Origin of the sequence: Pseudonocardia sp., assembly GCF_025965585.1 — a bacterium.
Classification (GTDB): Bacteria; Actinomycetota; Actinomycetes; order Mycobacteriales; family Pseudonocardiaceae; genus Pseudonocardia.
The window spans coordinates 19943-44633 of the sequence record NZ_JAOPWR010000236.1 but is presented as its reverse complement, the minus strand read 5'-3'; the positions used below and the strand labels follow the sequence as shown (position 1 = coordinate 44633).

Genomic DNA, 24691 nt, shown 5'->3' with positions numbered 1-24691 from the left:
TCGGTGGTGGGCCGGTCGGTGCGCTCGCCGCGGTTGGCCTCGTCTTGGCGGATCCAGTTCCGCAACGCCTCGTGGTGCACGCCCAGCTGCTCGGCCAGCCGGCGGATCACCGGGCGCGGGTGCGTCTTGCGGTAGAGACGGACAGCGTGTTCACGCAGCTCGTCGGGGTACTTCTTCGGTGCTGCCACAGAGACTCCCTTCACGGCCTACGGCCATGATCGTCGGTCTCCGAGCTACCGGGGGGAACCTCAAAATCCGCCGGGCCGGTGAAGCTGCGTCCGGGCAGGAACGAGGTCTCGAAGTAGCCGTTGACCCGCTCGACCAGGTCCTTCGCCTCCGGGGGTGTGGGTGGACCAGTTCCGGGCGGTCGACCATCCCATCGTCAGCGGGGTGTATCCGGACATGCGCGAGCACGGGTGGGAGGTCGATGCGTGCCGGAGCTGTTCGCGCGAGTGCTGGCCGCCGACATCCTCGTCATCGCCGGGCCGATCTGGCTGGGGGACAACAGCAGCGAGACGAAGAAGGCCATCGAGCGGCTCGACGCCCACTCCGGCGAGCTCAACGAGTGCGGGCAGTGGCTGTACTACGGCAAGGTCGGCGGGTGCCTGATCACCGGCAACGAGGACGGGATCAAGCACTGCGCGTCCAATGTGCTCTACAGCATGCAGCACATCGGCTACACCGTTGCGCCGCAGTCCGACGCCGGCTGGATCGGTGAGGCCGGGCCGGGGCCGAGCTACGGCGACGAGCTCGAGGACGGCACGCGCGCCGGGGTGGACAACGAGTTCACCCAGCGCAACACCACGTTCATGACGTGGGACCTCCTGCACCTGGCTTGGATGCTGCGCGACGTCGCCGGGTTCCCCGCGTACGGCAACCAGCGCCGCGAGTGGGACGCGGGTGCCCGCTTCGACTTCCCGAACCCCCAATACCGCTCCTGAGGTCAGATGCTGCGGTGGCCCGACACCGCGGCCCGCAACGCGGCCAGCCGGGGCTGCAGCGCCTTGTCGACGGCGGCGACGTCGGTGCGGTTGAGCTCCTGCATCGCCCGTCGGGACTCCAGCGCCGTGTTGATCTCCAGGAGGTCGGCCTCGATGCCGGCGACGATGTCGTCGACGACGTCGGAGACGGGGCGGCGGCCGAAGCCGAGGTCCTCGCCGGCGTCGCTGCTGTCCATCATCGGGGTGGCGGTGGCGCCGGGGTAGACGGTGACCACGCGGGTGCCGGTGTCGAGCAGCTCGCGGCGCAGGGACTCGTCGAAGTGGGCCAGCCCGGCCTTCACCGCCGAGTACACGGAGTAGTAGGGCAGGGCGACGAGTGCGATGCCCGAGGCGATCCCGAGCACGAGCCCTTCCCCGGCGGCGCGGAGGTGGGGGAGTGCGGCGCGGGTGAGCAGGATCGGGGCGAGCAGGTCGATGTCGACCATCGCCTCGATGTCGTTCTGCGACAACGACTCCAGGTCGCCGGCGCGGACGTTGCCGGCGTTGTTGACCAGGATGTCCAGGCCGCCCAGGAGCTGGACGGCCTCGGCGACGACGCGGTCGGGCGCGGACCGGTCGGCGAGATCGGCGGGGATCACGTGCGCCGTCCCGCCGCTCGCGCGAACCTGTGTGGCGGTGTCCTCCAGTGCGTCGGCACGGCGCCCGACGAGGGCGAGCGTTCCGCCCGCCGCGCCGAACCGCAGGGCGAGCTCACGCCCGATCCCGCTGCCCGCGCCGGTGACGATGACCCTGCGGTCACTGATCTTCACGATGTCTCCTCGGTGGCGGGGATGCGGTAGATCCGTCCGGTGGTGGCCAGCGCATCGCTGTTCCATTCGCCGCCGACGCCGTCGACGAGCCATGCCAGGATCGCCCAGAGGTCGCGGTCGGCCGCGGTCTCGTCGAGCGGCTCCAGGCCGGGGACGAGTGCGCCGATCTCGGTCCCGTCCGGGAACGGTCGGCCGGACCGCCCGACGAAGGTGAACTCGTAGATGCGGTCGCCGACCCGTAGCAGCCCGGGCGGGCCGAACGGGTCGTCGTCGAGTCCGAAGATGGTGCCCAGGAAGGTGCGGAACTCGGGGTAGTGGCCCAGGTCGTGCTCGGCGAGCAGGGGCACCAGACGGTGGCCGGTCGGCCGGTCGGTGTGCGGCATCGGTGTCGGTGTCATCGGTTCGCCCCCACGGTGCGGTCCGCGAAGTCGACCAGCAGCGCGCCGATCTCGGTGCCCGAGTCCTCCTGCAGGAAGTGCTTGCCGGTGACGAGATGGGTGCCCTCGGCGTGCGGCCAGACCTCGTGCCAGCGGGCGGCGAACACGTCCGGGGTGAACACGTCGTCCTCGCGTCCCCAGATCACGGTGGCGGGCAGCCGCAGGTCGCGCACGCCGGCCTCCAACCACGCGAAACGCCCGGTGGTGGTGTCGGACGGCAGCCCGAGCGGGATCGACCGGGGCCAGATCCAGGTCAACGCGCGCTCGTCGGGATCGTCGAGGACAGCGGTGTAGGCGCCCATGGCCTGCTCGGCGTAGCGGGCGCGGTCGACGACCGACAGGTACATGCCGCGGCCGGGCATCGCCGCGTGCGTGCCGAGCAGGTAAGGCCCGACGAGCGGGGCGTGCATGAGCCGCCACGGCAGGACCCGGTGGTGGAACTCCGAGGACGGGGACGCCCACGCCCACGTCGACATCACCGCGACCGCCGCGGCCCGCTCCGGGCGTGTGAGCAGTGCGCCGAGCCCGGTAGGGCCGCCCCAGTCGTGGCAGACGAACAGGACGCCGCGCAGGTCGAGCCGGTCGAGCAGCGCGACGATGTTTGCGGTGTGGTTGTCGAGGGTGTGCACCCGGTGGTCGTGCGGCTTCTCCGAGAGCCCTAACCCGATCTGGTCGGGCACCACGACGCGGTACCCGGCCGCCAGCAGCGGTACGACGGTGTCGCGCCACAGGTAGCCCCACGCCGGGTTGCCATGCAGCAGCAGCACCGGCGGCGCGTCGGGTGGGCCCTCGTCGACGTAGTGCATCCGCCGCCCGTTGACGGTGGTGAACCGCGACCGGTACGGGTAGCGGGCGGCGACGTCGGCGGGCAGATCCGCGATGGTCCGGGGCACCAGTGGATCAGACCAGCTCGCGGTCGACCGCAGCCAGCACCTCGGCGGGCTCGGTGCGGGTGGTGTAGTCCGGATGCACGTCGATCCAGCGGAGAATTCCGTCGGCGTCGAGCAGCACGACGGTGGGCATCGGCAGGCCGGTGGTGCCATCGGCGTTCACCACGGTGAGGTCGAGACCGAGTGCGTTCTGGGCGGCCCGGGCGTCGTCGGACGGGCCGGTGAGGATGCCGAGCGCGGTCGCGATCCGGTTGCCCGGGTCGGACAGGACCGGGAAGCCCAGCTCGTTCTTCTCCCGCATCGTCAGTGAACCGTCGGGGGCCTGGGGGCTGATCGCGACCAGCGCGATGCCGCGGTGGTCGAGCTCGGGTGCGAGCTGCTCCTGGTAGGTGCGCAGCGCCACGTTGCAGTACGGGCACCAGGCGCCGCGGTAGAACACGACCACCGCGGCTCGCGCGGCCGCGACGGTGGCGACGGTGGTCGGCTGCCCGGTGGCGTCGATCAGCTCCGCGTCGGGGAACGCGGTGCCGGCGGTCGGGACCCCGGCCGGGACGCCCGCGGCCTGCAGGGCGGTCTGTTCGGCGGCGAACGCGGTGCCGACGTCGGCGGACAGCTGCCCGGCCATCCCGGCCTGGAGGGCGGCCACCCGGGTGGCGATGGTCTCGTGCGTGCTGGTCATGGTCTGCTCCATCGCCTGAAAGATTCTGGACTGATCACCCCAATCTCTACGCCGCTTGTTCTGGACTGTCAACTCCAGAAACGGGTTAGAGTGGACGCCGTGTCGTCCCCGCGCCTGACCCGGAAAGGCCTCGCGACCCGGTCGCGGATCGTCGCGGCCGCGTCGCAGCTGATGTTCGAGCGCGGCGTGGCCGGCACCAGCACCGAGGACGTGCAGGCGGCGTCGGGGATCAGCGGTTCGCAGCTCTACCACTACTTCGACGGCAAGCAGCATCTCGTGCACGCCGTCATCGCGCACCAGACCGAGGCGGTCCTCTCTGCCCAGCAGCCCGTGCTCAGCCGGCTCGACAGCGTCGCGGCGCTGCAGGCCTGGCGGGACCTGGTGGTCGATCTGCAGGCCGGGCGCAACTGCGAGGGCGGGTGCCCGATCGGATCGCTGGCCTCCGAGCTGTCCGAGATCGATCCGGCGGCCCGTGGCGAGCTCGCCGCCGGGTTCGCCCGGTGGGAGGGCGCGATCCGCGACGGCCTGACTGCGATGCGCGACCGAGGCGAGCTGCGCGCCGGTGCCGACCCGGCCCGGCTGGCGACGGCCACGCTGGCCGCGCTGCAGGGCGGGCTGCTGCTCACGCAGGTGCGCAGGGACACCGCCCCGCTGGAGGCTGCGCTGGACATGGCGATCGCCTACATCGCGTCGTTCGTCGTCTGACGGATCAGCAGGCCGGGCGTTCCGCGGCGGTGCAGCGGACCGAGCTGGGCGTCACCGGTGAGATGGATACGGTTCCAGCCGCCGGGGGCTGGCAGGCGCCCGTCGGGTATGGGTCGTCCCGCGGAGCTGGCCGACCTGCTCACAACTGCCGCAGATGCCCGCGGGTGACGTCGGCGAACGCGGGTGCGGCACTGGAACGCAGTGTGAACTCGAGGTGGGTGGTGTAGAAGTCGATCGAGGTTTGCACATCCTGGACCGCGGCGGCGGACTCCAGAAGGCCGTAGTCGTGCACCAGCACCCGCCCGCCCAGCGCGATCTTCACCAGATCCTCCAAATCCAGGAAGATCGTCTCGGGCACCATCACAGGTTGCCCAGCCGCTCCAGAGCCTCGCCGTAGAGCGCGGCGCCCCGCTCGGCCGAGGCGACCACCTTGGTCTTGTGGGCGCGCCGGCTGATCTGCTCGCGGACCGCACGCCGCGCGTAGTCGTTCATCGACAGGCCCTCGGCCTCCGCGGCAGCGCGCAGCGCCTCTGTCTCCTCGTCGGTGAACCGGACCGTCATCGCCATGTCCCCCACGGTGCGACACCGATACCACTGCAGGTGAGGGCTGCAACGTGGAGGCCGTGTTCCTGCTCGACCCGCACCACACGGCTGCCCTCGGGGAGCCGCGGGCAGCCGTCGGGCCTGTAGTGCGCGAGCCGTCCTGACCGTTCAGTGCCGGGCCCGGGCTGGGCCGGCGATCAGCCCGAAGATCGGCTGGAGCGCCAGGTCGAAGGGCAAGCGGTGCGCGAGCGTCGCGATGGTGACGAGGGCAACGAGCAGCCAGGTCCAGCGGATCAGACGCACCAGCCGATCGGCACCGTCACGTCGGCGGCCAGCAGCACGGGCACCGGCCGTCGTGCGGCGGGTCGGGAAGATCCGGGCGTCGCGCGTTCACCGTCGGGAACTCTCGCCCGTTCCGGTCCGCGGAGCGCTCCGCTGTGGTGCGGTGTGCCCGTGACAGAACCGCCCGTGGTCCGGCTCGGCGAGGTCCTCGACAGGCCAGCGGCAGATCGCGCACCCACGTCGCCCGGCGGTCCTTCGCCCGGCCACCGCCCCGCGGCCCGGGCAACGGACCAAGTCGGCGGTGGTCTCCACCAGCAGCTCGCGCTCGCCGTCGATCTCAGCCTGGCCGAGCACGGTGAACCCGTCCAGGCGGAGCAGCCCCGCCACGAGCGCAGCCGTCATCGACGCAGTACCGTTCTCCATCCCTAGGGGTCCCTTCACGGTCGTGAGCACTCGGTCGTGATCACGGATCGTGAAGGCCCCAGGCCTTCAGTCGATCACTCGCGCCCGGCGTCTCGCTCCGGCACCCTCACCCGCTCCGAGCAGCTCACCCGCAGGGACACCCGCCGCTGCGACGTCCATCACCCCCATACGTTCCAGGTTCGCAGCCCGGACGATGCGTGTCCGGCCAAGGAAGAGGAGTGCACGTGGCAGCTTTCAGGTGGACCATGGTGCACGGAGGCAAAACGCCGGGCAGCCGCGAGATCGTGCGACCCGACGAACGGTTGTCCTGGGGCCGGACCGCAGGCATCGGGGCCCAGCACGTCGTCTCGATGTTCGGTGCGACCTTCGTCTTCCCCGTGATCATGGGGCTCAACCCGAACTTGGCGATCATGATGTCCGGGGTTGCCACGATCCTGTTCCTGCTGATCGTCAAGGGCAGGATCCCGTCCTACCTCGGCACGTCCGCCGCGTTCGTCGCCGGTGCCGCGGCAATCCGGGAGCAGGGCGGCAACTCTGCCAACATCACAGGGGCGACGTTGATCGCGGGGCTGATCCTGGTGGCTGTCGGCGTCATCGTCCATCTGTCCGGCGGCGGAATCGTTCGGCGATTGCTCCCGCCTGCGGTCACCGGTGCGGTCGTCATGCTGATCGGGTTCAACCTTGCCCCGGTCGTCGCCAAGGCTTACTGGCCCCAGGATCAGTGGATTGCGCTGCTCACCGCAACCTTCGTGATCATCGCCGCCGTCGTCTTCCGCGGGTTCGCCTCCCGCATCGCCATCTTCTTGGGACTGTTGTTCGGCTACGCCTTGTCGTGGGTGTTCGACCGGCTGATCGGCCCCATCACGTCCATCACATGTAGCTCGACCACTCCGGTCACGCATCTCCGCGTGGATTGGTCGGCGGTCGCTTCAGCGAAATGGTTCGGCTTCCCGGCGAAGTCCACCTTCACTGCGGACGGCCACGATCTCGTGGTCGGGTGGCACGCGCCCACTTTCGCCACCGCCTTCATCGTGCTGATGTTGCCCAGCGTCATCGTCCTCATCGCTGAGAACGCCGGTCACGTCAAGGCCGTCGCGGAGATGACCGGGGAGGATCTCGATGCCTACCTCGGGAGGGCTTTCATCGGGGACGGAGTGGGGACGGTGGTCGCCACCGCGGTGGGTGGATCACCGACCACCACGTATGCGGAGAACATCGGGGCGATGGCCGCGACCAGGGTGTACTCCACTGCGGCCTATTACATCGCGGCGCTCGTCGCGATTCTGTTGGGTTTGTGCCCGAAGTTCGGCGCCATCGTCAGCGCTACTCCCGGTGGCGTGCTCGGTGGGATCACGGTCGTGCTCTACGGCATGATCGGGCTGCTCGGGGCCAAGATCTGGGTGGAGAACCGGGTCGACTTCTCCAATCCGGCCAACCTTGTCCCGCTGGCGGCCGGACTCACCATCGGAATCGGCGACGTGAGCCTGGTTTTCTCCGACACCTTCTCGCTGAGTGGCATCGCCCTGGGCACGATCGTCGCGATCGTCCTTTACCACACGGTCAATCGTTTCGCTCCGCAGCCCGAGGGCGTGCCACAAGACGCCGGCGAGGTCCCCTTACCGGCACCTGCGAGCATCCACGCGAATCCCGTCGAGCCACGAGGACGTTCCACCCGGTGAAGCCGCCTGCATTCGACTACTCCCGACCGACATCCGTGCAGGAGGCGGTGGACCTCCTGGCCGGGTTGGGTGAGAACGGCAAGGTGTTGGCCGGTGGTCAGAGCCTGCTGCCGCTGCTCAACATGCGGTTGGCTGGCCCGAAACACCTCGTGGACATCAATGCCGTCTCGGAGTTGGACTACCTGCGCGTGACAGACGACGGGGTGCGCGTCGGAGCGCTGTCCCGGCACGCCAGGCTCGAGCGCAGCACTGATGCAGCCAGAGTGCAGCCGTTGCTCCGTCAGGCAGTCCGTCTTGTCGCCCACCCGACCATCCGTAATCGCGGCACCACGGTGGGGAGCATCGTGCACGCCGACCCTTCTGGGGAGATGACTGCCGTACTCAGCCTGCTGGGAGGCACGGTGCGGGTGGCCGGCGCACGGGGGCTGCGGACGGTGGCTGCCGAGGATTTCTTCCTCGGGCCGTTGGAGTCCGCTGTGCAACCGGGCGAGCTCGCGGTAGAGGTGTTCTTCCCGGCGCGCATCCCCGGCTCGGGGAGTTCGTTCGCCGAGATCTCCCGGCGGCACGGCGACTATGCCGTCTGCGGGGTGGGTGCCGTGCTCGAGCTGGATGACGCCCAGCGCATCTCCACGGCTCGCGCCGCCTTCCTGTCCGTCTCGGCGACACCATTCGTCCTCGACCTGGGAGAGGTGCTCAAGGGGCGCTCATTCGACGACACCCAGACCGAGGACCTGGCTGCTTTCGTGCAGGCGCGAATCGACCCGGAACCGGACATCCATTCCACGGCCGCCTACCGCAGCCATCTGGCCGGCGTACTCACCCAGCGCGCCGTTCGTGAGGCGGCACACGCCGCCGCTGACCCAGGGAGAACAGCATGAGTGAGCAGCTCCACGAGATCCGCATCATCGTCAACGGCGCACCGCACGACGTCTCGGTGCCGGCTCGACGGCTGCTGTCGGACTGCCTGCGTCACGACCTTCAGCTGACCGGCACCCACGTCGGGTGTGAGCACGGCGTGTGTGGTGCCTGCACGGTGCTGCTGGACGGCGAGCCCGTGCGAGCCTGCCTGCTGCTGGCTGTCTCTGTCCACGGTCACGAGGTCACGACGGTCGAGGGGCTCATCCTGCCGGACGGGCGCCTGTCCCCGGTGCAGCAGGCCTTCCGTGACTGCCACGGCCTTCAGTGCGGTTTCTGCACCCCCGGCTTCCTCACCACCATCACCGCCAGGTTGCGGGACAACCGATCCCTCGCGGGAGCAGGCCAGGGACATGGTCGCCGGCAACCTGTGTTGGTGTACCGGCTACCAGAACATCGTCGATTCGGTACTGCGGGCCGCGGCGCTCACCGGCGCCAACGACCGGACGGCGGCCAACTCGTGAGGGCCGAGTGCCCGCAGACGGGACCCCGCTCATGACCACGAGAATGTTCGGCGAGCGGGTCGCCCGGGTGGAAGACGAACGGCTGGTGTCCGGCAACGGCGCCTTCGTCGGCGACCTCGGCCGGGATGCGCTCGCAATGGCGGTGGTCCGCTCACCGCACGCCCACGCAAAGGTCATCGACATCGATGTCACAGGCGCGCTGGACGTCGACGGACTGATCGCCATCTACACCTACGAGGACCTCGAAGGCCCCATGGCCGACCGCCTCCCGCTGCTCATCCCGCACCCGGCGCTGTCCCACGGCAGAACGCAGCACATCCTGGCCAAGGATGAGGTGAACTACGTCGGTGAGGCCGTCGTCATGGTGGTCGCGGTCGACCGGTACGTCGCCGAGGACGTCGCGGAGCGCATCACCGTCGAGTACGAGCCGATGCCGGCGGTGGTGGGCATCGAGAACGCCCGCGCCGCGGCTCAGCTCGTACGCGAGGACGTGCCCGGGAACGTGGCGGCGAACGTCGTGCAGCAGGTCGGTGACGCCGAGGCCGCGATCGATGCGGCACCGCACGTGCTGGAGCTCGACCTGTCCATCGAGCGGTCGGCCGCCACGCCGATGGAGGGCCGTGGCGTCCTCGCCCGCTGGGACACGGACTCCGGTCGGCTGCGCATCTGGAGTTCCACCCAGTCCTCCACGGGTGTGCGCGCCGCGGTGGCCTCCAAGCTGGGGTTGGACCTGGTCAACGTCACGGTGATCACCCCGGATGTCGGTGGTGGTTTCGGGGTCAAGATCGTGCATCCGTGGCCGGAGGAGGTCATGGTGGCCTGGGCCGCCCGGCGACTCGAGCGGCCGGTGAAGTTCATCGAAGACCGGCGCGAGCACTTCATCTCGGCAGCGGAGCGCACGACCGAGACCTACCGGCGCGAGATTCTCAGCAAGATCCCGGTGGGCACATGGACCTGGGAGGACTACGCCGAGCACGACGGCGTCGACGAACCCAAGCTGCACACCCAGCCGATCACGCTGACCCGCACGCCCGACGACTCCCCGGAGGGCGCCAAGCTGATCATCGACTTCGACGGCACCGCGCCACAGGCCAAGGGGCCGATCAACCATTGCGGTGACTACGCAGAGGGCAACTTCCTCAAGAAATGGCTGGCACCGATTCTGCGCAACCTGGCCGACACGCCGGAGCGGATGGCGGAGCTGGACGTGAACGAGGGCATCGTCCCCCTCATCGAGATGCGTTTCCCTCCGCCCGGCACGCTGCTCACCCCGATCTTCCCTGCTCCCACCAACGCGCGGACCTTCGTCATCCTGCGTCTCCTCGGGGTGCTGGCCGGGGTCGTGGCGAAGGCGGTGGACGGCCGGATGCCGGCCGACCAGGAGACCATCCGCTACACCGGGGTCTACGGAGAGGACGCCGCCGGCAAGCCCTATCCCATGCGTGAGGTGCTCGGCGGCGGGTCCGGCGGTCGGTACTACTCCGACGGCGAGGACACCATCCACGTGGTGCCCGACTCGAGGAACCTGCCGAGCGAGTTCACCGAGTCGCGCTTCCCGTTCAGGGTGGAGAGCCTGAGCCTGGCCGTGGACTCCGGCGGCGCTGGTCGCTACCGCGGTGGTCTCGGCTACGAGAAGCAGATCCGGATGCTCAAGGACGGGTACTTCATGTCCATTGCCGACCGTTCCATCCTGGCGTGCTGGGGCCTGAAGGGCGGTAAGGCGGGCAAACCCTTCTCGGTGGTGATCGACCCAGGCGGCCCCGACGAGCGTGAGGTCGAGGCCCTGACCGATTCCGAGCCGGTCGTGGCCGGCGAGGTGATCCGCATCCGGACCACCGGCGGCGGCGGCTGGGGTGACCCGCTCGAACGCCCGCTGGGGGAGGTTCTGCAGGACGTGCAGTGGGGCAAGGTCTCCATCGAGAGCGCCAGGGCTGACTACGCCGCAGTGGTCACGAGCTCGGGCGCGGGGCTGGACCTCCGCTTCGAGTTGGACGTCGAGGCCTCCACCGCGCTGCGGGCCCAGCGGCGGGAGGATGCCGCGGACTCACCGGCACCGTTCTTCGACCGCGGACCCGGCTACGCCATGCTCGCTGCGGGCGCCACCTCGGCCGAGGTCGACTGGCTGTGAATCGCACGTCCCTGGTCGCCGTCACCGGCGCTGCGGGCAAGACCGGCCGGGCAGTGCTGCGCGCACTGTCCGGCCGGGGCGTGCCGGTCCGGGCACTGGTGCGCAATGCCGGGCAGGAGGCGTCGGTGCGGTCGGCAGCTACGGCCGAGGTGCTGGTGGTCGCTCTCGACGGTCCGGCGGAGCCGTTGTGTGCGGCGTTGGAGGGCGTCTCGGCGGTCTATCACATTCCGCCGAATATGCACCCGCGCGAGGACGAGCTCACCGCCGGGGTGATCGCCGCCGCCGAGTCGGCCGGGGTGGAGCGGTTCGTGCTCCATTCCGTGCTGGCCCCGTACCTGCCGTCGATGCCCCACCACCTCCGCAAAGCCCGCTCCGAAGAGATGGCCAGGTTGTCGGCGATGCGGTGGACGATCCTGCAGCCTGCGTCCTACATGCAGAACATCTTCGGCGTGCTGACTCTCGGTCGGACGGTCGGTGTCGTGCGTGTCCCGTACTCGGTCGACGCCCCTTTCAGCCCGGTCGACCTGCTGGATGTCGCTGAGGCCGCCGCCCGTGTCGTGGTGGAGAGCGGGCACGAACACGCAAGTTACGAACTTGCCGGGCCAGAGTTGTTGAGCACGAAGGACATGGCTGAGGTGCTGAGGGAGGCAGGCGTGGGAGACGTCCGCGCCGAACCCCAACCACTGGCCGCCTGGCGTGCCAACGCGGTGGCGACGGGTATGCCAGCACATGTGATCGACGATTTGGCTGCGATGTTCGGTCACTACGACGCGTATGGACTCACAGGCGGGTCGTGGACCCTTGCCCAGCTCATCAACCGGGCGCCGACGAGGTTTCAAGAGCTGGTCCTGCGAGAATGGCCTGCGGCGCAGGCCGTGCCGTGATCCAGCGGCGGGCGCCGGCTCCTCATGACAACCTCGGATCTTGCGCCAGGTCCGGCCCCGGCCCGGTAGGGCTGGTCGGGGCGTTCGGCGACCACCCCTTCGATGCCGGCGGCGGAATGACGCGTGAGCCAGGCGCGGACGACGGCGGGATCGGTCGTCGCGGGCATCAGCACCAGCCCGTGCGGGAGCTGGCGCCCGAGGATGAGGGGCCCGGCGGCCTCGAGGGGTGTGGACGTCGCCATCTCATGACATTGGTTCCTCGCTGTCAGGCTTGGCGGGCGCAGGACGTGAGGCGATCGGCGAGCGCGGTGACGAGGTCGCGCAGTTCATCGGGGCGCTCGATGACGAACGGCCGGTCGAGTGAGGCGAGTACCGGAGGCAACCAGTTGAGCCGCTCCACCCGCAGCTCGACGCGCAGCCAGCGCTCAGTCGTTCGGTCCTCGCCTGCCATGGGCGCGCACTCCTCCAGGCTCGCGACGCTGGCGGGAAGGTGGGCGCGGATCTGCCCAACCGTCCCGTGGATCCGCAAGGTCACCTCATGCCGGTACTCGGCGGTGGCGAACGCTGACAACACCCGCTGTGCCGGACCGGGGGCCACGGGCATTTCGAATGAGCCGGGCAGGGTCCTCGCGTCTGCGATGCGATCGAGCCGGAAGGTTCGGTCCTCGCCGATCTGGGCGTCCTTGCCCGTGACGTACCACCGGCCCGCATGGGCGACGATCCCGTACGCGTGCAGCGTGCGTTCGCTGCGCCGTTCGTCGCGGTCGGTGTAGCGGATCGAGACCGGTCGGCGGTGGCGCACCGCATCGGCGACGGTGAGCAGGACCTCGGCGTCCGGGGTGTCGAAATCACCGGGCTGATCCGTGAAGGCGAGAGCTCCCAGGAGTGTGTCGAGCCGACGGGCGATGTGCTTAGGCAGCACCCGCCGGATCTTCGCCGATGCCGTCTCGCTTGCCGTGTGCTCCGTCGTCGTCAACCCTGCTCGGCGGCCGGCGACCAGGCCGAGCAGCACGGCCAGCGCCTCGTCGTCGCTGAGCATGAGCGGAGGCAAGCGGTACCCGGGGGCGAGCCGGTACCCGCCGTAGCGGCCGCGCACCGATTCCACGGGCACGTCCAGGTCGATCAGCTGGTCCACATACCGCCGCACGGTGCGCCCGTCGACGCGGAGCCGGTCGGCGAGTTCGGCCACCGTCCGGGTGCCGCCCGACTGCAGCAGCTCCAGGAGTGTCAGCACGCGGCCGGTGGAGCGAGGCATGTTCACAGCCTAACGCGAATACAGGACCGATCCTGTCCACTATTCCCCCTAGCCTGCGACGTGCACGCCTCCAGCACAGCCAAGGAGATTCCCATGGACTTCGTCTCGATCCGCATCATCACCAGCGACGTCGCGCGCCTCGTCGAGTTCTACGAGCGAGCCACAGGGGCGCGGGCGACGTGGGCCACCGAAGACTTCGCCGAACTCAAGACCGCGGGCGCCACCCTCGCGATCGCTGGCACCCGCACCGTCCCGCTGTTCGCCCCGGGCTCCGCCCGCCCGGCGGACAACCACAGCGTGATCACCGAGTTCCTCGTCGACGACGTGGACCGCGTTCACCAGAACCTGACCAGCTTCGTCACCGACTTCGTCACCGAGCCCACCACGATGCCCTGGGGCAACCGGTCGCTGCTGTTCCGCGACCCCGACGGCAACCTCGTCAACTTCTTCACCCCCGTCACCCCGGCGGCCATCGAAAAGTTCGCACGTTGACACCACGCACTGCCGCTCACGCGGGAGCCATGAGATCCCAGGGCTCCCGGTGAACGCGGTCGCCGAGTCCAGGAGCGCCATCAACAGGGGACATCGGAACGCACCGCTGATCCCCGAAGGACGTCTGCGCTTGTGCCTGCGGATCGACGCCGGACGTCCGATCGCACACGTCGCTACGGAAGCCGGAATCTCCCGCCACTGCCTGGCCAAGTGGTACGCCCGCTGGCGCGCGCACGGCGAGAACGGACTGCTCGACCACTCCTCCCGCCCGCCACCAGCACCGCCCGCACCCTCGAGGACATCGCTGACCTGGTGGAGGCACTGCGGCGACAGACCAAGTACGGCCCCGCGCGACTCGCCGCCGACCTTCAACAGCTGCACGGCATCACCGTCGCGCCGGCGACCGTGCACCGCATCCTGGTGAGGCGAGGACTCAACCGGCTCCGGGACCTCGATCCACCAACCGGCGAGCAGCTGCGCGAGGTCATCCGCTACGAGCACGACCGGGTTGGCGACCTGGTCCACGTCGACGTCAAGAAGCTCGGAGGCATCCCGACCGGCGGCGGCTGGCGGATGCACGGCGTCGGCACCGAGTCCGCCCGCGCCTCCGAACGCACCGGTCCCGGCACAGGCAAGGTCGGATACACGTACCGGCATTCGGCGCTCGACGACCACTCCCGGCTCGCCTACACCGAGGCCCTGGACGATGAGAAGGCCGTCACCGCGGTCGCCTTCTGGCACCGGGCCGTTGCCCTCTTCGCCGCCCACGGCATCACACCGATCCGCCGCTGCCTCACCGACAACGGCGCGTGCTACCGGTCTACGACCTGGGCTGACGCACTCGCCGCGACCGGTACGAAGCACAAGCGGACCAGGCCGCACACGCCGCGCACGAACGGGAAGGTGGAAAGGTATAACGGGACGCTCACCCCCGAGTGGGCGTACGTCCGCGACTACACAGCCGAGCATGAACGCCGCCTCGCGCTCGCGGAATTCGTGAACAACTACAACCGCGAGCGGCCGCACACCGCGCTCGGCGGCCGACCCCCCCAATCAGCCGGACCGCCGGGAGCGACTACCGAATCGCCTTCGACCTGCCGCCCGAACCACTTGCGGACATCCCGCAGCAGCTCACCTTCGAGGACCTCGTGTAACCAAGGTCCCGAGACACCACACCTAGCGTTCGACCGGCAACAGATGACCGCCGGGCACTCCTCGCGTCACTCGGCGGCCGGGGATGGTGCGCGGTCCGCGTCGAGATAGCTCTGGCTCGACTCTCGGCGCCGGACCCGCTCGAGGAGTCCCGTGAGGCCTTCCCGCGCGATGTGGAGCGTCTCTTCGAGGGAGGCTGCGGAGTCGAAGCGGGCCATGGTCCGCATCGCGTGCCGGGTCACGGTCGGGCCGACGGCGTCCCAGAAGGCCACGTACGCCGCCACGGCGGCCGCGGACTCCTCCGCCCCGTCTGCGAGGTCGCTGACGATGCCCGACGCGTGGGCCTCTCCAGCGCTCAGGGCGCGGCGCGTCAGTGTCAGGCCGCGGATGAACGCCGAGCCGTGACGGTGGCGCAGCAGCGCGATGGCGTAGACCGGGACGAGGCCGTTGCCGAGTTCGGGCAGTGCGAAGGTTGCCTCCGGCCGGACGACCGCCAGGTCGGCGGTCAGCGCGATCGCACATCCGAATGCTCGGGCTGGCCCGTCCACGACGGCAAGGACCGGATACTGCCGGGTGCACCAGAGTCGGGTGAACTCCTCGATCTGTGGTCCGTAGTCGGGCGACAGCTCGCCGGGCCGACCTGGGTCGGAGAAGTCGCCCCCGGAGCAGAAGTTGGTGGCGGTCGACCGGAGGACGAGCCCGGCGATGGTGTCGTCGTCCCGCGCCTCCCGCAGGACCGTGTTCGCCGCGTGCAGCGCCACCGCGTCGAGGGTGTTCCCGACATGCCCGCGGGCCAGCACGAGCTCGATCCGATTTCCGTGGCGCGCACGGTATAACCCGGAACCGGAGATGATCTCGCGTGGCGCGGAGTTGTGCACACCTTCCACGGTCCTATCCCTTCTCGTCAGCTGTGGTGTCCGCCCAACGGCCAAGCTCGTCCCGCCACCGTGCAAGCGACGCAGAGGTCGAGTCCGGCGGCACATACTCGAGGGCGAAAGCACCGTCGTAACCGCGGCGGAGCAGCTTCCGCACCGTGCCGACGATGTCGAAGGACCCGCTGCCGGGCTCCGCCCGGCCGGGGACATCCGCGAGTTGGACGTGCGCGATCAGGTCACCGTGTGCGTCGATACCGGTTGCCAGGTCATGCCCGCCGGCGGCCAGGTGGTACTGGTCGAGCAGCAGGCGCAGGTTGTTCGGACCACCGGCCGCGCGGACGCGGTCGAGCGCGCCGACGGCGTCGTCGAGGGTCTTGAGCGGGTAGCGGGGCATCCCGCTGAGCGGCTCCAGGAGGATCGTCCCGTGCAGCTCCCGAGCGGCCGTCATGGCGAAGACGAGGTTCTCGGTCGCGGTCCGGTCCTGGATATCGGTGTCCACATCGGAACTGCGGTGACCGTAGGGCGCATTGAACAGGCGGACGCCTAGCCGCCGGGCGATGTCCATCGCGACCCCGACGCTCTCCCGGAACTCGGAAGTGCGCGCGGGGTAGGACAGGACCCCGCGCTCGCCGGCCGGCATGTCGCCGGCGAACAGGTTCATCGCCAGCAGCGACACGCCGGCGGCGCCCACCGCGTCGACGAAGGCGTCGACGGTCGCCGCGGGCGGCGCCGGGTCGGTGGCGAAGGGCCACCAGAACTCCACCTGCTCGAACCCGGCGGCCCGGGCCGCGGCAGGACGTTCCAGCAGCGGGAGCTCGGCGAACAGAAGCGTGAGGTTGGCGGCGTAGCGGACCTCCGCCGGGCTGGTGGCGGTCACGGCGTGGCCTCGCGCACCACGGCGGCCGGCGTGCCCTGCGGAGCGGGGCCCGGACTCCGCTTCCAGCGATAGGTCGTCACGGCCCCGACCAGGGCGAAGAAGAGCATGTAGGCCGAGATGAGGTACGTGGTGCCGGTCAGCGAGTACAGCAGCGTGGCGATGAACGGGGCGGTCCCGCCCACGATCGCGGTGGGCATGGCCTGGCCGAAGGCGACCCCGCTGTAGCGGATCCGGACGTCGAAGCGCTCGGCGAACAGCCCGGCCTGCGGGGCCTGCAACGTGCCGTGGATGAAGATCAGGGCGAACGCCATCCCCACGAAGGTCAGCAACAACGACCCGGACTCGAGCAGCATGAAGTAGGGGAAGGCGAACAGCGCCGAGATCACGCACCCGGCCATGATCACCTTCAGGGGGCCGACCCGGTCGGCGAGCATGCCCCAGAACGGGAGCACGACCAGGTAGATCGCGGCCGCGACGAACTGTGCCGCGATCAGCGAGTCGGGGCTCAGGCCCTGCGCGGAGGTCGCGTAGTTCAGGGTGTAGGTCGCGACGATGAAGTACACCGCATTGGACGGCGAGCAGATCAGGAAGATGCGCGCGATGTCGCGCCAGTGCGACCTCAGGACCTCACGGATCGGGGTGCGCGCCGGCTTGCGGACCTCGGCCTCCTGCATCACGCGACGGAACTCGGGGGTCTCGCCGACCTTATTGCGGATGTACCAGCCGATGGCGATGAGCACGGCGCTGAACAGGAAGGGGATCCGCCAGCCCCACTGGTCGAAGGCGTCGCCGGTGGCGGCCACGCAGATCGCGATGACGCCGGTGGACAGAACCAGTCCGCCGGGGGTTCCCATGTTCACCACGCTGCCCATCGCGAAGCGACGGCCCCGCGGGGCGTTCTCCACCAGCATGAGTGCCGCCCCGCCCCACTCCCCGCCGAGGGCGAGGCCCTGCAGGATGCGCATCAGGACCAGCAGCACCGGCGCCCACACGCCGATGGTCGCGTAGGAGGGGATGAAGCCGATCGCGACGGTGGAGCCGCCCATCAAGAGCAGCGACCACACCAGGGTCTTCTTGCGGCCGAGACGATCGCCGAGCGCCCCGAGCAGGATGCCGCCGATGGGCCGCGCGATGAAACCGACCGCGAAGGTGGCGAACGAGGCGAGCATGCCCGTGACGGGATCGATCGTCGGGAAGAACTGATGGTTGAAGATCAACGCGGCCATGGTCGCGTAGACGAAGAACTCGTAGTACTCGAGCGTGGTTCCGGTGAAGCTCGACGCGATGACGCGCCGCAGCGTCGCCCGGTCGACCTCGACGTCTTTGTCGAGAGCACTCATGCCGTGGCCTCCGATGAAGTTGGGGAGGGGATCAGACGGGGAGGAGCCTGCGCGCCTGGGGACGTGCCGACGCGCGTGCGAGGGACGAGTCGAGCGGGTGGCCGACGACCATGGCGAGTTCGTCGCGCAGCTCGACCAGTGCGCTCGGGTCGATGCCCGTGTCGAACCCCTCGCGGTGCAGGAGGTGTACGAGGTCGTCGGTGGCGATGTTGCCGGTGGCGCCCGGCGCGAACGGGCACCCCCCGAGTCCGCCCAGGGCGGCGTCGAACCGGCGGACCCCCAGCTGGAGGCCTTCCCAGACACACGCCGCGGACATGCCGTAGGTGTCGTGCAGGTGCAGGCTCAGCGCCTGCTCGCTCACCAGCTCCCGCACGGCGGTAACCGCCCGGCGCACGTCACCGGGCGAGGCGGCGCCGATGGTGTCGGAGAGGTGGACGACCTCGACGCCGATGCGGACGTAGTTCTGCACGACGCGCACGACCCGCTCGACGGGCGTGTCGCCGTCGAAGGGACAGGCGAATGCCGTCGCCACGCACCCCTCCATCCGGATCCCGGCGGCGCTCAGGATCTCCGCGGCCGCCCTGATTCGGTCCATCGCCTCCTCGGTTCCGACACCGGCGTTGGAGCGGCTGTGTCCTTCGCTGGCGGACGTGACAAGGCGAACCGACTGCGCGCCTGCTGCCACGGCGCGCCGGGCTCCTTGTTGGTTGAGGACCAGTGCGTGCGCCATGGCGGGCAGCTCCCGCACACCGGCGACGACATCGGCGGTGTCGGCCATCGTGGGCACCAGCCGGGGGTGCACGAAAGCGCCCACCTCGAGCTGGGTGATTCCCGCTCGGACGAACCCTCGGGCGAGCTCGAGTTTCCGGTCGGTCGGGACGACGATCGCTTCGATCTGCAGGCCGTCGCGGAGCGCGACCTCGGTGACATGGACCTGTTCCGGCACGTCAGATCACTCCTCGTTCGCGCAGAGCCGCGATGGTGGGTGCGTCCAGGCCGAGCTCGGCGAGGACCTCGTCGGTGTGCTCCCCGAGCTCGGGGCCCATCCAGCGGGTGGTGCCCGCGCCGGCCTCGAACCGGGGGACCGTGCCCGGGAACGTCACCGGACGTGGGGTGTCCGAGTCGATTCGGACCGGGTGGACCTCGTGCATCCCTCGGGCGGCGAAATGCGGGTCGGCGAGGATGTCGGCGACGTCGTAGATGGGGCCGCTGGGCACGAAGGCCTCGGCCAGCGCCTCGAGCGCGGAGCCGGCGTCCAGCGTCGCGGTCCATTCCCCGATCACGTCGTCGAGCTCCTGCACGCGCGGAACCCGCCCGGCGTTGGCTTTCAGGTCGGGGTCGTCGGCGAGGTCGGTCCTGCCGATCAGGTGCATCAGCCGGGCGAAGATGGCGTCCCCGTTGCCGGCGATCACGATGAACTTCCCGTCGGCACACCGATAGGTGTTCGACGGCACCGTCCCGGGGATGCTGGTGCCGGTGGCCTCCCGTACGATCCCGAACGCGTCGTAGTCAGGGGTCAGGGACTCCATCAGCGAGTAGACGGCCTCGTACAGCGCCACGTCGACGGTCTCGCCGCCGCCCACCCTGCCTCGCCGCAGCAGACCCATCAGTGCACCGATCACCGCGTAGAGGCCTGCGACCGAATCGGCGATTGCCACGCCGGTGCGCACGGGGGGCATGTCGGGATAGCCGGTGAGGTGACGGATGCCGCCGACGGCCTCGGCCACGGCGCCGAATCCGGCGCGCTGGCGGTAGGGCCCGGTCTGGCCGTACCCGGAGATCCGGACCAGGACGAGATCGGGGCGGACCGCCCGCATCTGTTCCGGCCCGAGGCCCCAGCGCTCGAGGGTGCCGGGCCGGAAGTTCTCCAGCACCACGTCCGACTGGGCGATCAGCGAGAGGGCGAGATCCCGGCCCTCGGCGTGCCGCAGGTCGAGGGTGACCGAGCGCTTGTTGCGCCCGATGCTGCGGAACAGCAGGGACGTGTCGCCTGCGTGCAAGCGCCAGCGGCGGAGCTCGTCCCCCCCGTCGGGGCGCTCGACCTTGACCACGTCGGCCCCGAACTCGGCGAGCAGGCGGCCCGCGGTCGGTGCGGCGATGAAGTTGCCGAGCTCCAGGACGCGGATCCCGGACAGGGTCTGGACGGAGTCGGTGGCGGCTCGGGTCATCGTGACGGCTCCTCCACGGGGGTGGCGGCTGGAGTGGTGCGCAGCCGCTCGAGTCCGCCGTCGATGGTCAGGACGCTGCCGACCGCGGAGCGGTTGCTCGGGTGGGCGAGGTAGGCGATCGCGGCCGCGACCTCCGACGGGTCGACCATGTGCCCGGTGGGCTGGCGGGCGTGGAATGCGGCCCGGGCGGCGGTCGGGTCGTCGGTGCGTGCGGCGAGGTCGTCCATGAACGGGGTGTCGACGGTGCCGGGGTTCACCGCGTTCACCCGGATGCCTTCGCTGATCAGGTCGGCGGCCAGCGAGAGCGTCATCGACGCGATCGCGCCCTTCGACGCGCTGTACAGCGCCCGCCGCGGGATACCCGACGCGGCACTGCACGAGGCGACGTTGACGATTGCGGCGTGCGGGGAGCGGCGCAGATAGGGCAGGGCGGCGCGGGTGGCGCGGACGTAGCCGAGAAGGTTGATGTCGAGCAGGGCGTGCCACTCGTCGAGGTCGCCGTCCTCGATTCCCCCGACATGACTCACGCCGGCGTTGTTCACAAGCACGTCCAGACGCCCGGCGGACTCGGCCACCGAGCGCACGGCTCGGTTCACCGAGTCGCTGTCGCGAAGGTCGGCGACGATGCCGCGGACGCCCTCGGGCGCCCCGGACGGGTCGATGTCCAATATAGACACCGATGCTCCCCGGGCGGCGAGCTCCGCGGCGGTGGCGCGGCCGATACCAGCGCCTCCCCCGGTGACGAGCGCGACGCAGTCGCTGAAGTCCGGCACGTGGTTCTCCGATCCGGTCACAGTGCGGTGAGATGGACGGGGTAGGAACCGAAGCGGTCCTCGACCCCGTTGACCCGGGTGGGTTCGGCAGCGGGGCTCGGTCGCACACCGGCGGCGAAGACGCTGCGCAGGATGCGGACGATCGTTCCGTCGACCTCGGCCTCTCCCCGACGCCCGTAGGTGCCGAGGGCGAGGGGGCGCCCGATGCAGACGTGACGGCCGCCCCCGAAGGTGAACCCCTCCGGGGCCACACCTGGGCCTGTGCTGCGGCGGGGGTCGAACTCGTCTGCGCGTTCGCCGTAGACCTCGGTGTCGCGGTTCGCCTCACGGACGTCGACGGCGACGAGGCGCCCGGTGGGGATGGTGCGTCCGCGCAGCTCCACGTCGGCGGTGGCCCGTCGCAGCAGCAGGTGCGGCCCGGGATGCAACCGCAGGGACTCCATCGCGGCCGCGCGGAGGAAGTCGCTGTCGCCGAGGCGCCCCGCGTCCTCGGAGTGGGCTTTAAGCCAGGCCAGAAGGTGGTGAACGGTGTGCACGACCGCGGTGGCGGTGGTGCCCGAGGATGCCGTGAGGTACTGCACGCACTCGGTGAGGATCCCGGCCCGGTCGAGGCCGTGGGACTCGTCGGCTACCAGCACTGCCAGCAGGTCGGGGTAGTGCTCGGCCTCTCCGGTGGCGCCGGAGGGCGCCGCCTGCCTGCGCGCCAGGGCGGGCTCGACGAACTCCCGGTCGAACACCTCTTTCCAGCCGATGGCGTCCTCGAGCACCGCGCCGCGGTCCTCGTGGGTCCACTCGACGGTCACCCCGCGGACGAGGCCGGCCAGGCAGTCATCGAGCCGTCGGTGCCGGACCTCGTCGGTATCGGCGAGGTCGAGACCGACGATCGAGGCGCTGATCGTGATCATGATGCGCCGGGCGAGCGTCACCAGATCGACCCGCACGATGCCGTCGTCGTCGCGTCCGGCCGCGGCCCGGCGCAATGCGGCGTCGACCGCCGGCTGCAGCATCTCGAACTCGTAGCGGCGCAGGTGCGTGTGGCCGAACAGCACGCTCTCGAGGCGACGTCGGGAACGGTGCGCAGGTCCGTCGACGGTCACGATGGCTCCGCCCATGACCGGCCACCCGGTCAGGTGGCGGGCCGACTCCAGCTCATTGCTGCGTAGGCAATCCCGGGCCTCCGCATGGGTGCATGTCCGGATCACGTCCGGGTCGGTCGGCAATGGTGCTTCGAGTGCGGCGCGGACATCGGATGCGGTCACGACAGACCCTCCTCGTCGAGAACTGCCATATATTGGGAACTGGATGCCATATTGTGGCTAGATGCAACGTAGCTACATCGAGTGACGGAGCACAAGGCCTCGGCGTCTCAGAGTTCGCGCAGCCGCCGCACCTCTGCGTCGTCCAGGGGCCGGACGAGCTCGGAGCGCAGCATCAGATGCAGGCGCGCGGAGTGCTCGAGCTCCTCCGCGGCATCCACCGCGGTGGCCAGGTCAGAGCCCGCGACGACCGGTCCGTGTCGCGCGATGAGGTAGCACCGGTGCCCCGTCGACGCCGCCTCGGCGAGCGGTTCCAACGTGCGGTCGCCCGGAGCGTGGTACGGCAGAAGCGGCATCACCCCCACCCGCATGGCGTAGTAGGGCGTGAGCGGCGGGAGCACATCGGTGGGATCGAGGTCGGGCAGACAGGAGACGGCCACCGCGTGCACGCTGTGCAGGTGCACGACCGCACAGTCGTCCGGTCGAGCCCGGTACGCCGCGGCGTGCAGGAACGCCTCCTTGGAGGGGGCGGGTCCGGCGAGATGAGTGCCGTCGAGTGCGACGGTGGACAACGCCCCGGGATCGATCTCGTCCAGCGCGACACCCGAGGGCGTCACGACGATCTCGTCGCCGACCCGGACGCTCAGGTTGCCCGTCCGCCCGTGGGCGAGCCCGCGCCGGAACAGCGAAGCGCCGCGGGCAGCCAGCTCGTCGTGCGGGGTCACCGGCCAACTGCGCGCAGGAAGAGATCGGGGCCGCCGAAGTTGCCCGACTTGAGCAGGAGTGCCAGCTCGGGATCGGTTGTCGTCCTCGTCCAGGGCACGCCGACGTCGGCCTCCTCGACGACCTCGACGGCCCGCACCCCGAGCGCCTCGATCACCGCTCCGGAGGTCTCGCCCCCGGCCAGGACGAGCCGACGTGCACCCCGCTCCACCGCGTGCACGGCGACGTTCGCCAGGACCCGCTCGACGACGGCGGCGTCGGCGCTTCCGTCGCGGCGCTGCTCGGGAGGGACGGACGAGTAGATGAGGGCGTCCTGGGAGTCGGTCAGGTTGCGGTCCAACCAGGCGACTGCCTCACCGGTCAGGCCCCCGACGTCCACCCCTCTGCGGGGGTCGACACGGAACGCCGGGATGTGCTCCCGCGCGAGCGCGATCTGCTCCAGGGTCGCCGCCGAACAGCTGCCGGCCACGATCACCGATGGTCCACCTGGAAGCGGGCGAACCGGGACGCCGTCCCCGAACCCGAGCTGTTCTGCACGGACGCTTCCTGCCTGGCGGGCCAGACCCGCCGCGCCGGTGAGCACCGCGTGCCCGCGGGTGGCCTCGGCGACCGTTCGCAGGTCCTGCTCCGCGGTCGCGTCCACCACGACGAGACGGACGCCGCGGCCGGTCAGGGCGGCGAGCTCACGGGACACCGCATCGGGGCCACGCCGGACGACGTCGAGGCCGATCAGGGCGGGAGGGACGCGGACCTGCCGCCCCAGCACGCGGACCAGATCGGAGTCGGTCATCGGCGTCAGCGGATGGTCCCGCATGCTCGTCTCCGCGAGGAGGCGCTCACCGACGAACAGGTGGCCGGCGTAGACGGTGCGACCGTGCTCCGGGGTGGCGGGACACACGACCGTCACGTGCCGGGCCTTCTCGGCCAGGGCTTCGGCGACCGGCCCGATGTTGCCCGCATCGGTGGAGTCGAAGGTTGAGCAGTACTTGAAGTAGACGGTCTGCACGCCACGTTCGGACATCCACGCCGCAACCCGGCCCGAGCTCGCCAGGGCGACCGGCACCGGTGCGGTGCGAGTCTTGAGGGCGACGACCAGGGCGTCGCAGACCGGGATCTCCAGCTCACCGCCTGGTTCCCCGAACAGGAGAGCCACCCGCAGGCCGACGCGTCGTAGCGCGCTGGCGACGTCCCCCGCACCGGTGTAGTCATCAGCGATGCAGCCGAGCACCGGGAGTCGCGTGCCGTCCTGATCCATGGGTGACCCTCTCTTGCGATTGCCACTATGTGGAAGTTAGGATTCGTATTATGGCAACTCCCGGGGCGAGAGCAACAGGTGTCGGGGTCCTCGACAAGGCCGTCTCGGTCCTCGACGCCGTCGAGACGAGACCGATGAGCACCAGCGAGCTCGCACGAGCCCTCGCGATGACGATGTCCACCACCCACCGGCTCACGGGAGCACTGCAGGCCCACGAGCTGTTGCGCCGGGACGCAGACGGCCGCTTCCATCTCGGGCCGCGTTTCGCGACCGCACCGCTGCTCGAGACCGCGGGCCCAGCGCTGGAGGCACTTCGGGATGACACCGGTGAATCGGTCCAGCTCTGGGTGCGCCGAGGGACGCAGCGGATGTGCGCAGTCAGCGTCGAATCGCGCGAAGAGCTACGCACCGCGCTCCCGGTCGGGAGCTTCCTCGACCTCCCGGACGGGTCTGCAGGGCAGGTCCTGGTCGGGGCTCCGATCCCACCCGGCCAGGGCTGGCTCGAGTCCAGCGGGACTAGAACCCCGGGCATCGCTTCGGTGAGCGCGCCGGTGTACCACCACGGCGAGATCGTCGCCGCCCTCTGCCTGTCCGGACCCCTGCAGCGACTGGCGCCGAGCCCTGGCGCGCTACACGGCTCTCGTGTCCGCGACGCGGCGCGACACGTCGAAGCGGCCACGTGGGGCTCCGCAGCCGCCGACTGACCCGGACCGGGGGACAACCAAGATCGGCGAGAGGCAAGGCGC

The 24691-nt window shown here is 70.1% G+C and carries 27 protein-coding genes and 2 pseudogenes; 10 read left to right on the top strand and 19 right to left on the bottom strand.

Translation table 11 applies throughout. The features are described 5' to 3' along the window. A partial coding sequence (locus JWR81_RS15380) for a transposase (RefSeq protein ID WP_297652126.1) occupies positions 1-188 on the bottom strand: 188 nt, incomplete at its 3' end. Positions 189-431: 243 nt separating this feature from the next. On the opposite strand from JWR81_RS15380, the gene JWR81_RS15375 reads away from it, so the two are divergent. After that, on the top strand, positions 432-941 hold the full coding sequence (locus JWR81_RS15375; RefSeq protein WP_297652123.1) for a flavodoxin family protein: 510 nt from the start codon (positions 432-434) through the stop codon (positions 939-941). A 2-nt stretch (positions 942-943) separates the two neighbouring features. Here JWR81_RS15375 and JWR81_RS15370 read toward each other — a convergent pair whose 3' ends face one another. The 4 genes from JWR81_RS15370 to JWR81_RS15355 are packed head-to-tail and all read right to left on the bottom strand — an operon-like array spanning position 944 to position 3756. Beyond that, on the bottom strand, positions 944-1750 hold the full coding sequence (locus JWR81_RS15370) for an SDR family oxidoreductase (protein ID WP_297652120.1): 807 nt from the start codon (positions 1748-1750) through the stop codon (positions 944-946). Beyond that, the gene (locus JWR81_RS15365; protein WP_297652117.1) at positions 1747-2148 is read right to left on the bottom strand and encodes a hypothetical protein; all 402 of its coding nucleotides are present in this window, start codon (positions 2146-2148) and stop codon (positions 1747-1749) included. The genes JWR81_RS15370 and JWR81_RS15365 overlap by 4 nt, the downstream gene beginning before the upstream one ends. Beyond that, positions 2145-3080, bottom strand: a complete 936-nt coding sequence (locus JWR81_RS15360) for an alpha/beta fold hydrolase (RefSeq protein ID WP_297652114.1) — start codon at positions 3078-3080, stop codon at positions 2145-2147. The genes JWR81_RS15365 and JWR81_RS15360 overlap by 4 nt, the downstream gene beginning before the upstream one ends. A 7-nt stretch (positions 3081-3087) precedes the next feature. Next, complete coding sequence (locus tag JWR81_RS15355; RefSeq protein WP_297652111.1) at positions 3088-3756, bottom strand: peroxiredoxin-like family protein; 669 nt, start codon at positions 3754-3756, stop codon at positions 3088-3090. Positions 3757-3855: 99 nt separating this feature from the next. Here JWR81_RS15355 and JWR81_RS15350 point away from each other — a divergent pair, with 99 nt between their 5' ends. After that, positions 3856-4461, top strand: a complete 606-nt coding sequence (locus JWR81_RS15350; protein WP_297652108.1) for a TetR/AcrR family transcriptional regulator — start codon at positions 3856-3858, stop codon at positions 4459-4461. 139 nt (positions 4462-4600) lie between these two features. On the opposite strand, the gene JWR81_RS15345 is transcribed toward JWR81_RS15350, so the two are convergent. The 4 genes from JWR81_RS15345 to JWR81_RS15330 all read right to left on the bottom strand — a co-directional run bounded on the left by JWR81_RS15345 (position 4601) and on the right by JWR81_RS15330 (position 5709). Beyond that, a complete protein-coding gene (locus JWR81_RS15345; protein ID WP_297652105.1) occupies positions 4601-4819 on the bottom strand; it encodes a hypothetical protein in 219 nt (72 codons plus the stop codon). A 2-nt stretch (positions 4820-4821) separates the two neighbouring features. Beyond that, on the bottom strand, positions 4822-5028 hold the full coding sequence (locus tag JWR81_RS15340) for a DUF6290 family protein (RefSeq protein ID WP_297652102.1): 207 nt from the start codon (positions 5026-5028) through the stop codon (positions 4822-4824). Between the two features lie 144 nt (positions 5029-5172). Continuing rightward, the gene (locus JWR81_RS15335; protein WP_297652100.1) at positions 5173-5307 is read right to left on the bottom strand and encodes a hypothetical protein; all 135 of its coding nucleotides are present in this window, start codon (positions 5305-5307) and stop codon (positions 5173-5175) included. A gap of 87 nt (positions 5308-5394) precedes the next feature. Continuing rightward, on the bottom strand, positions 5395-5709 hold the full coding sequence (locus JWR81_RS15330; protein ID WP_297652097.1) for a hypothetical protein: 315 nt from the start codon (positions 5707-5709) through the stop codon (positions 5395-5397). Between the two features lie 218 nt (positions 5710-5927). Here JWR81_RS15330 and JWR81_RS15325 point away from each other — a divergent pair, with 218 nt between their 5' ends. From JWR81_RS15325 to JWR81_RS15305, 5 genes and pseudogenes are all read left to right on the top strand, one after another. Beyond that, a complete protein-coding gene (locus tag JWR81_RS15325; RefSeq protein WP_297652094.1) occupies positions 5928-7388 on the top strand; it encodes a solute carrier family 23 protein in 1461 nt (486 codons plus the stop codon). Then, complete coding sequence (locus JWR81_RS15320; protein ID WP_297652091.1) at positions 7385-8266, top strand: xanthine dehydrogenase family protein subunit M; 882 nt, start codon at positions 7385-7387, stop codon at positions 8264-8266. The genes JWR81_RS15325 and JWR81_RS15320 overlap by 4 nt, the downstream gene beginning before the upstream one ends. Next, positions 8263-8767 (top strand): annotated as a pseudogene (locus JWR81_RS15315) ((2Fe-2S)-binding protein). Before JWR81_RS15320 ends, JWR81_RS15315 begins: the two are co-directional and overlap by 4 nt. 31 nt (positions 8768-8798) lie before the next feature. Further along, positions 8799-10895 carry a hydantoinase B/oxoprolinase family protein gene (locus tag JWR81_RS15310; protein ID WP_297652088.1) on the top strand — a complete coding sequence of 699 codons (2097 nt, stop codon included), beginning with the start codon at positions 8799-8801 and terminating at the stop codon, positions 10893-10895. Next, the gene (locus tag JWR81_RS15305) at positions 10892-11779 is read left to right on the top strand and encodes an SDR family oxidoreductase (RefSeq protein WP_297652085.1); all 888 of its coding nucleotides are present in this window, start codon (positions 10892-10894) and stop codon (positions 11777-11779) included. Before JWR81_RS15310 ends, JWR81_RS15305 begins: the two co-directional genes overlap by 4 nt. Positions 11780-12044: 265 nt before the next feature. Here the strand turns inward: JWR81_RS15305 and JWR81_RS15300 are convergent, their stop codons facing one another. Then, complete coding sequence (locus JWR81_RS15300; RefSeq protein ID WP_297652082.1) at positions 12045-13034, bottom strand: YafY family protein; 990 nt, start codon at positions 13032-13034, stop codon at positions 12045-12047. Positions 13035-13127: 93 nt separating this feature from the next. On the opposite strand from JWR81_RS15300, the gene JWR81_RS15295 reads away from it, so the two are divergent. Continuing rightward, positions 13128-13526, top strand: coding sequence for a VOC family protein (locus JWR81_RS15295; RefSeq protein ID WP_297652079.1), 399 nt, complete (start codon positions 13128-13130; stop codon positions 13524-13526). Positions 13527-13605: 79 nt separating this feature from the next. Next, positions 13606-14582, top strand: a pseudogene (locus tag JWR81_RS15290) (IS481 family transposase); the annotation flags it as partial. Between the two features lie 164 nt (positions 14583-14746). Here JWR81_RS15290 and JWR81_RS15285 read toward each other — a convergent pair. The 9 genes from JWR81_RS15285 to otnK all read right to left on the bottom strand — a co-directional run bounded on the left by JWR81_RS15285 (position 14747) and on the right by otnK (position 23945). Beyond that, positions 14747-15565, bottom strand: a complete 819-nt coding sequence (locus tag JWR81_RS15285) for an enoyl-CoA hydratase/isomerase family protein (RefSeq protein WP_297652077.1) — start codon at positions 15563-15565, stop codon at positions 14747-14749. 4 nt (positions 15566-15569) lie between these two features. Next, entirely contained in the window at positions 15570-16430 is an 861-nt protein-coding gene (locus JWR81_RS15280; protein WP_297652074.1) for a TIM barrel protein, read from the bottom strand. Continuing rightward, positions 16427-17770: an MFS transporter gene (locus JWR81_RS15275; protein ID WP_297652071.1), complete on the bottom strand. Its 1344-nt coding sequence runs from the start codon at positions 17768-17770 to the stop codon at positions 16427-16429. Before JWR81_RS15275 ends, JWR81_RS15280 begins: the two co-directional genes overlap by 4 nt. Positions 17771-17801: 31 nt before the next feature. After that, positions 17802-18716 (bottom strand): hydroxymethylglutaryl-CoA lyase, encoded by a 915-nt coding sequence (locus tag JWR81_RS15270; RefSeq protein WP_297652068.1) that lies wholly within the window; start codon positions 18714-18716, stop codon positions 17802-17804. Position 18717: 1 nt separating this feature from the next. Continuing rightward, positions 18718-19938: a CaiB/BaiF CoA-transferase family protein gene (locus tag JWR81_RS15265; RefSeq protein ID WP_297652065.1), complete on the bottom strand. Its 1221-nt coding sequence runs from the start codon at positions 19936-19938 to the stop codon at positions 18718-18720. Beyond that, positions 19935-20711, bottom strand: a complete 777-nt coding sequence (locus JWR81_RS15260) for an SDR family NAD(P)-dependent oxidoreductase (RefSeq protein WP_297652061.1) — start codon at positions 20709-20711, stop codon at positions 19935-19937. The genes JWR81_RS15265 and JWR81_RS15260 overlap by 4 nt, the downstream gene beginning before the upstream one ends. A 17-nt stretch (positions 20712-20728) precedes the next feature. Further along, a complete protein-coding gene (locus JWR81_RS15255; RefSeq protein ID WP_297652058.1) occupies positions 20729-21808 on the bottom strand; it encodes a cytochrome P450 in 1080 nt (359 codons plus the stop codon). Positions 21809-22077: 269 nt separating this feature from the next. Continuing rightward, on the bottom strand, positions 22078-22692 hold the full coding sequence (locus tag JWR81_RS15250; RefSeq protein WP_297652055.1) for a class II aldolase/adducin family protein: 615 nt from the start codon (positions 22690-22692) through the stop codon (positions 22078-22080). After that, on the bottom strand, positions 22689-23945 hold the full coding sequence (otnK, locus tag JWR81_RS15245) for a 3-oxo-tetronate kinase (protein WP_297652052.1): 1257 nt from the start codon (positions 23943-23945) through the stop codon (positions 22689-22691). Before otnK ends, JWR81_RS15250 begins: the two co-directional genes overlap by 4 nt. Positions 23946-23995: 50 nt before the next feature. Here otnK and JWR81_RS15240 point away from each other — a divergent pair, with 50 nt between their 5' ends. Beyond that, positions 23996-24649, top strand: coding sequence for a helix-turn-helix domain-containing protein (locus JWR81_RS15240; protein ID WP_297652050.1), 654 nt, complete (start codon positions 23996-23998; stop codon positions 24647-24649). Positions 24650-24691 lie beyond the last annotated feature (42 nt).

What these genes read in the sequence shown, in the direction of transcription:
- JWR81_RS15240 (WP_297652050.1), top strand. Translation starts at nt 23,996, where the DNA reads ATGGCAACTCCCGGGGCGAGAGCAACAGGTGTCGGGGTCCTCGACAAG.
- JWR81_RS15365 (WP_297652117.1), bottom strand. Translation starts at nt 2,148, where the DNA reads ATGACACCGACACCGATGCCGCACACCGACCGGCCGACCGGCCACCGT.
- otnK (WP_297652052.1), bottom strand. Translation starts at nt 23,945, where the DNA reads ATGGATCAGGACGGCACGCGACTCCCGGTGCTCGGCTGCATCGCTGAT.
- JWR81_RS15330 (WP_297652097.1), bottom strand. Translation starts at nt 5,709, where the DNA reads ATGGAGAACGGTACTGCGTCGATGACGGCTGCGCTCGTGGCGGGGCTG.
- JWR81_RS15275 (WP_297652071.1), bottom strand. Translation starts at nt 17,770, where the DNA reads ATGAGTGCTCTCGACAAAGACGTCGAGGTCGACCGGGCGACGCTGCGG.
- JWR81_RS15300 (WP_297652082.1), bottom strand. Translation starts at nt 13,034, where the DNA reads ATGCCTCGCTCCACCGGCCGCGTGCTGACACTCCTGGAGCTGCTGCAG.
- JWR81_RS15310 (WP_297652088.1), top strand. Translation starts at nt 8,799, where the DNA reads ATGACCACGAGAATGTTCGGCGAGCGGGTCGCCCGGGTGGAAGACGAA.
- JWR81_RS15340 (WP_297652102.1), bottom strand. Translation starts at nt 5,028, where the DNA reads ATGGCGATGACGGTCCGGTTCACCGACGAGGAGACAGAGGCGCTGCGC.
- JWR81_RS15265 (WP_297652065.1), bottom strand. Translation starts at nt 19,938, where the DNA reads ATGACCCGAGCCGCCACCGACTCCGTCCAGACCCTGTCCGGGATCCGC.
- JWR81_RS15355 (WP_297652111.1), bottom strand. Translation starts at nt 3,756, where the DNA reads ATGACCAGCACGCACGAGACCATCGCCACCCGGGTGGCCGCCCTCCAG.
- JWR81_RS15295 (WP_297652079.1), top strand. Translation starts at nt 13,128, where the DNA reads ATGGACTTCGTCTCGATCCGCATCATCACCAGCGACGTCGCGCGCCTC.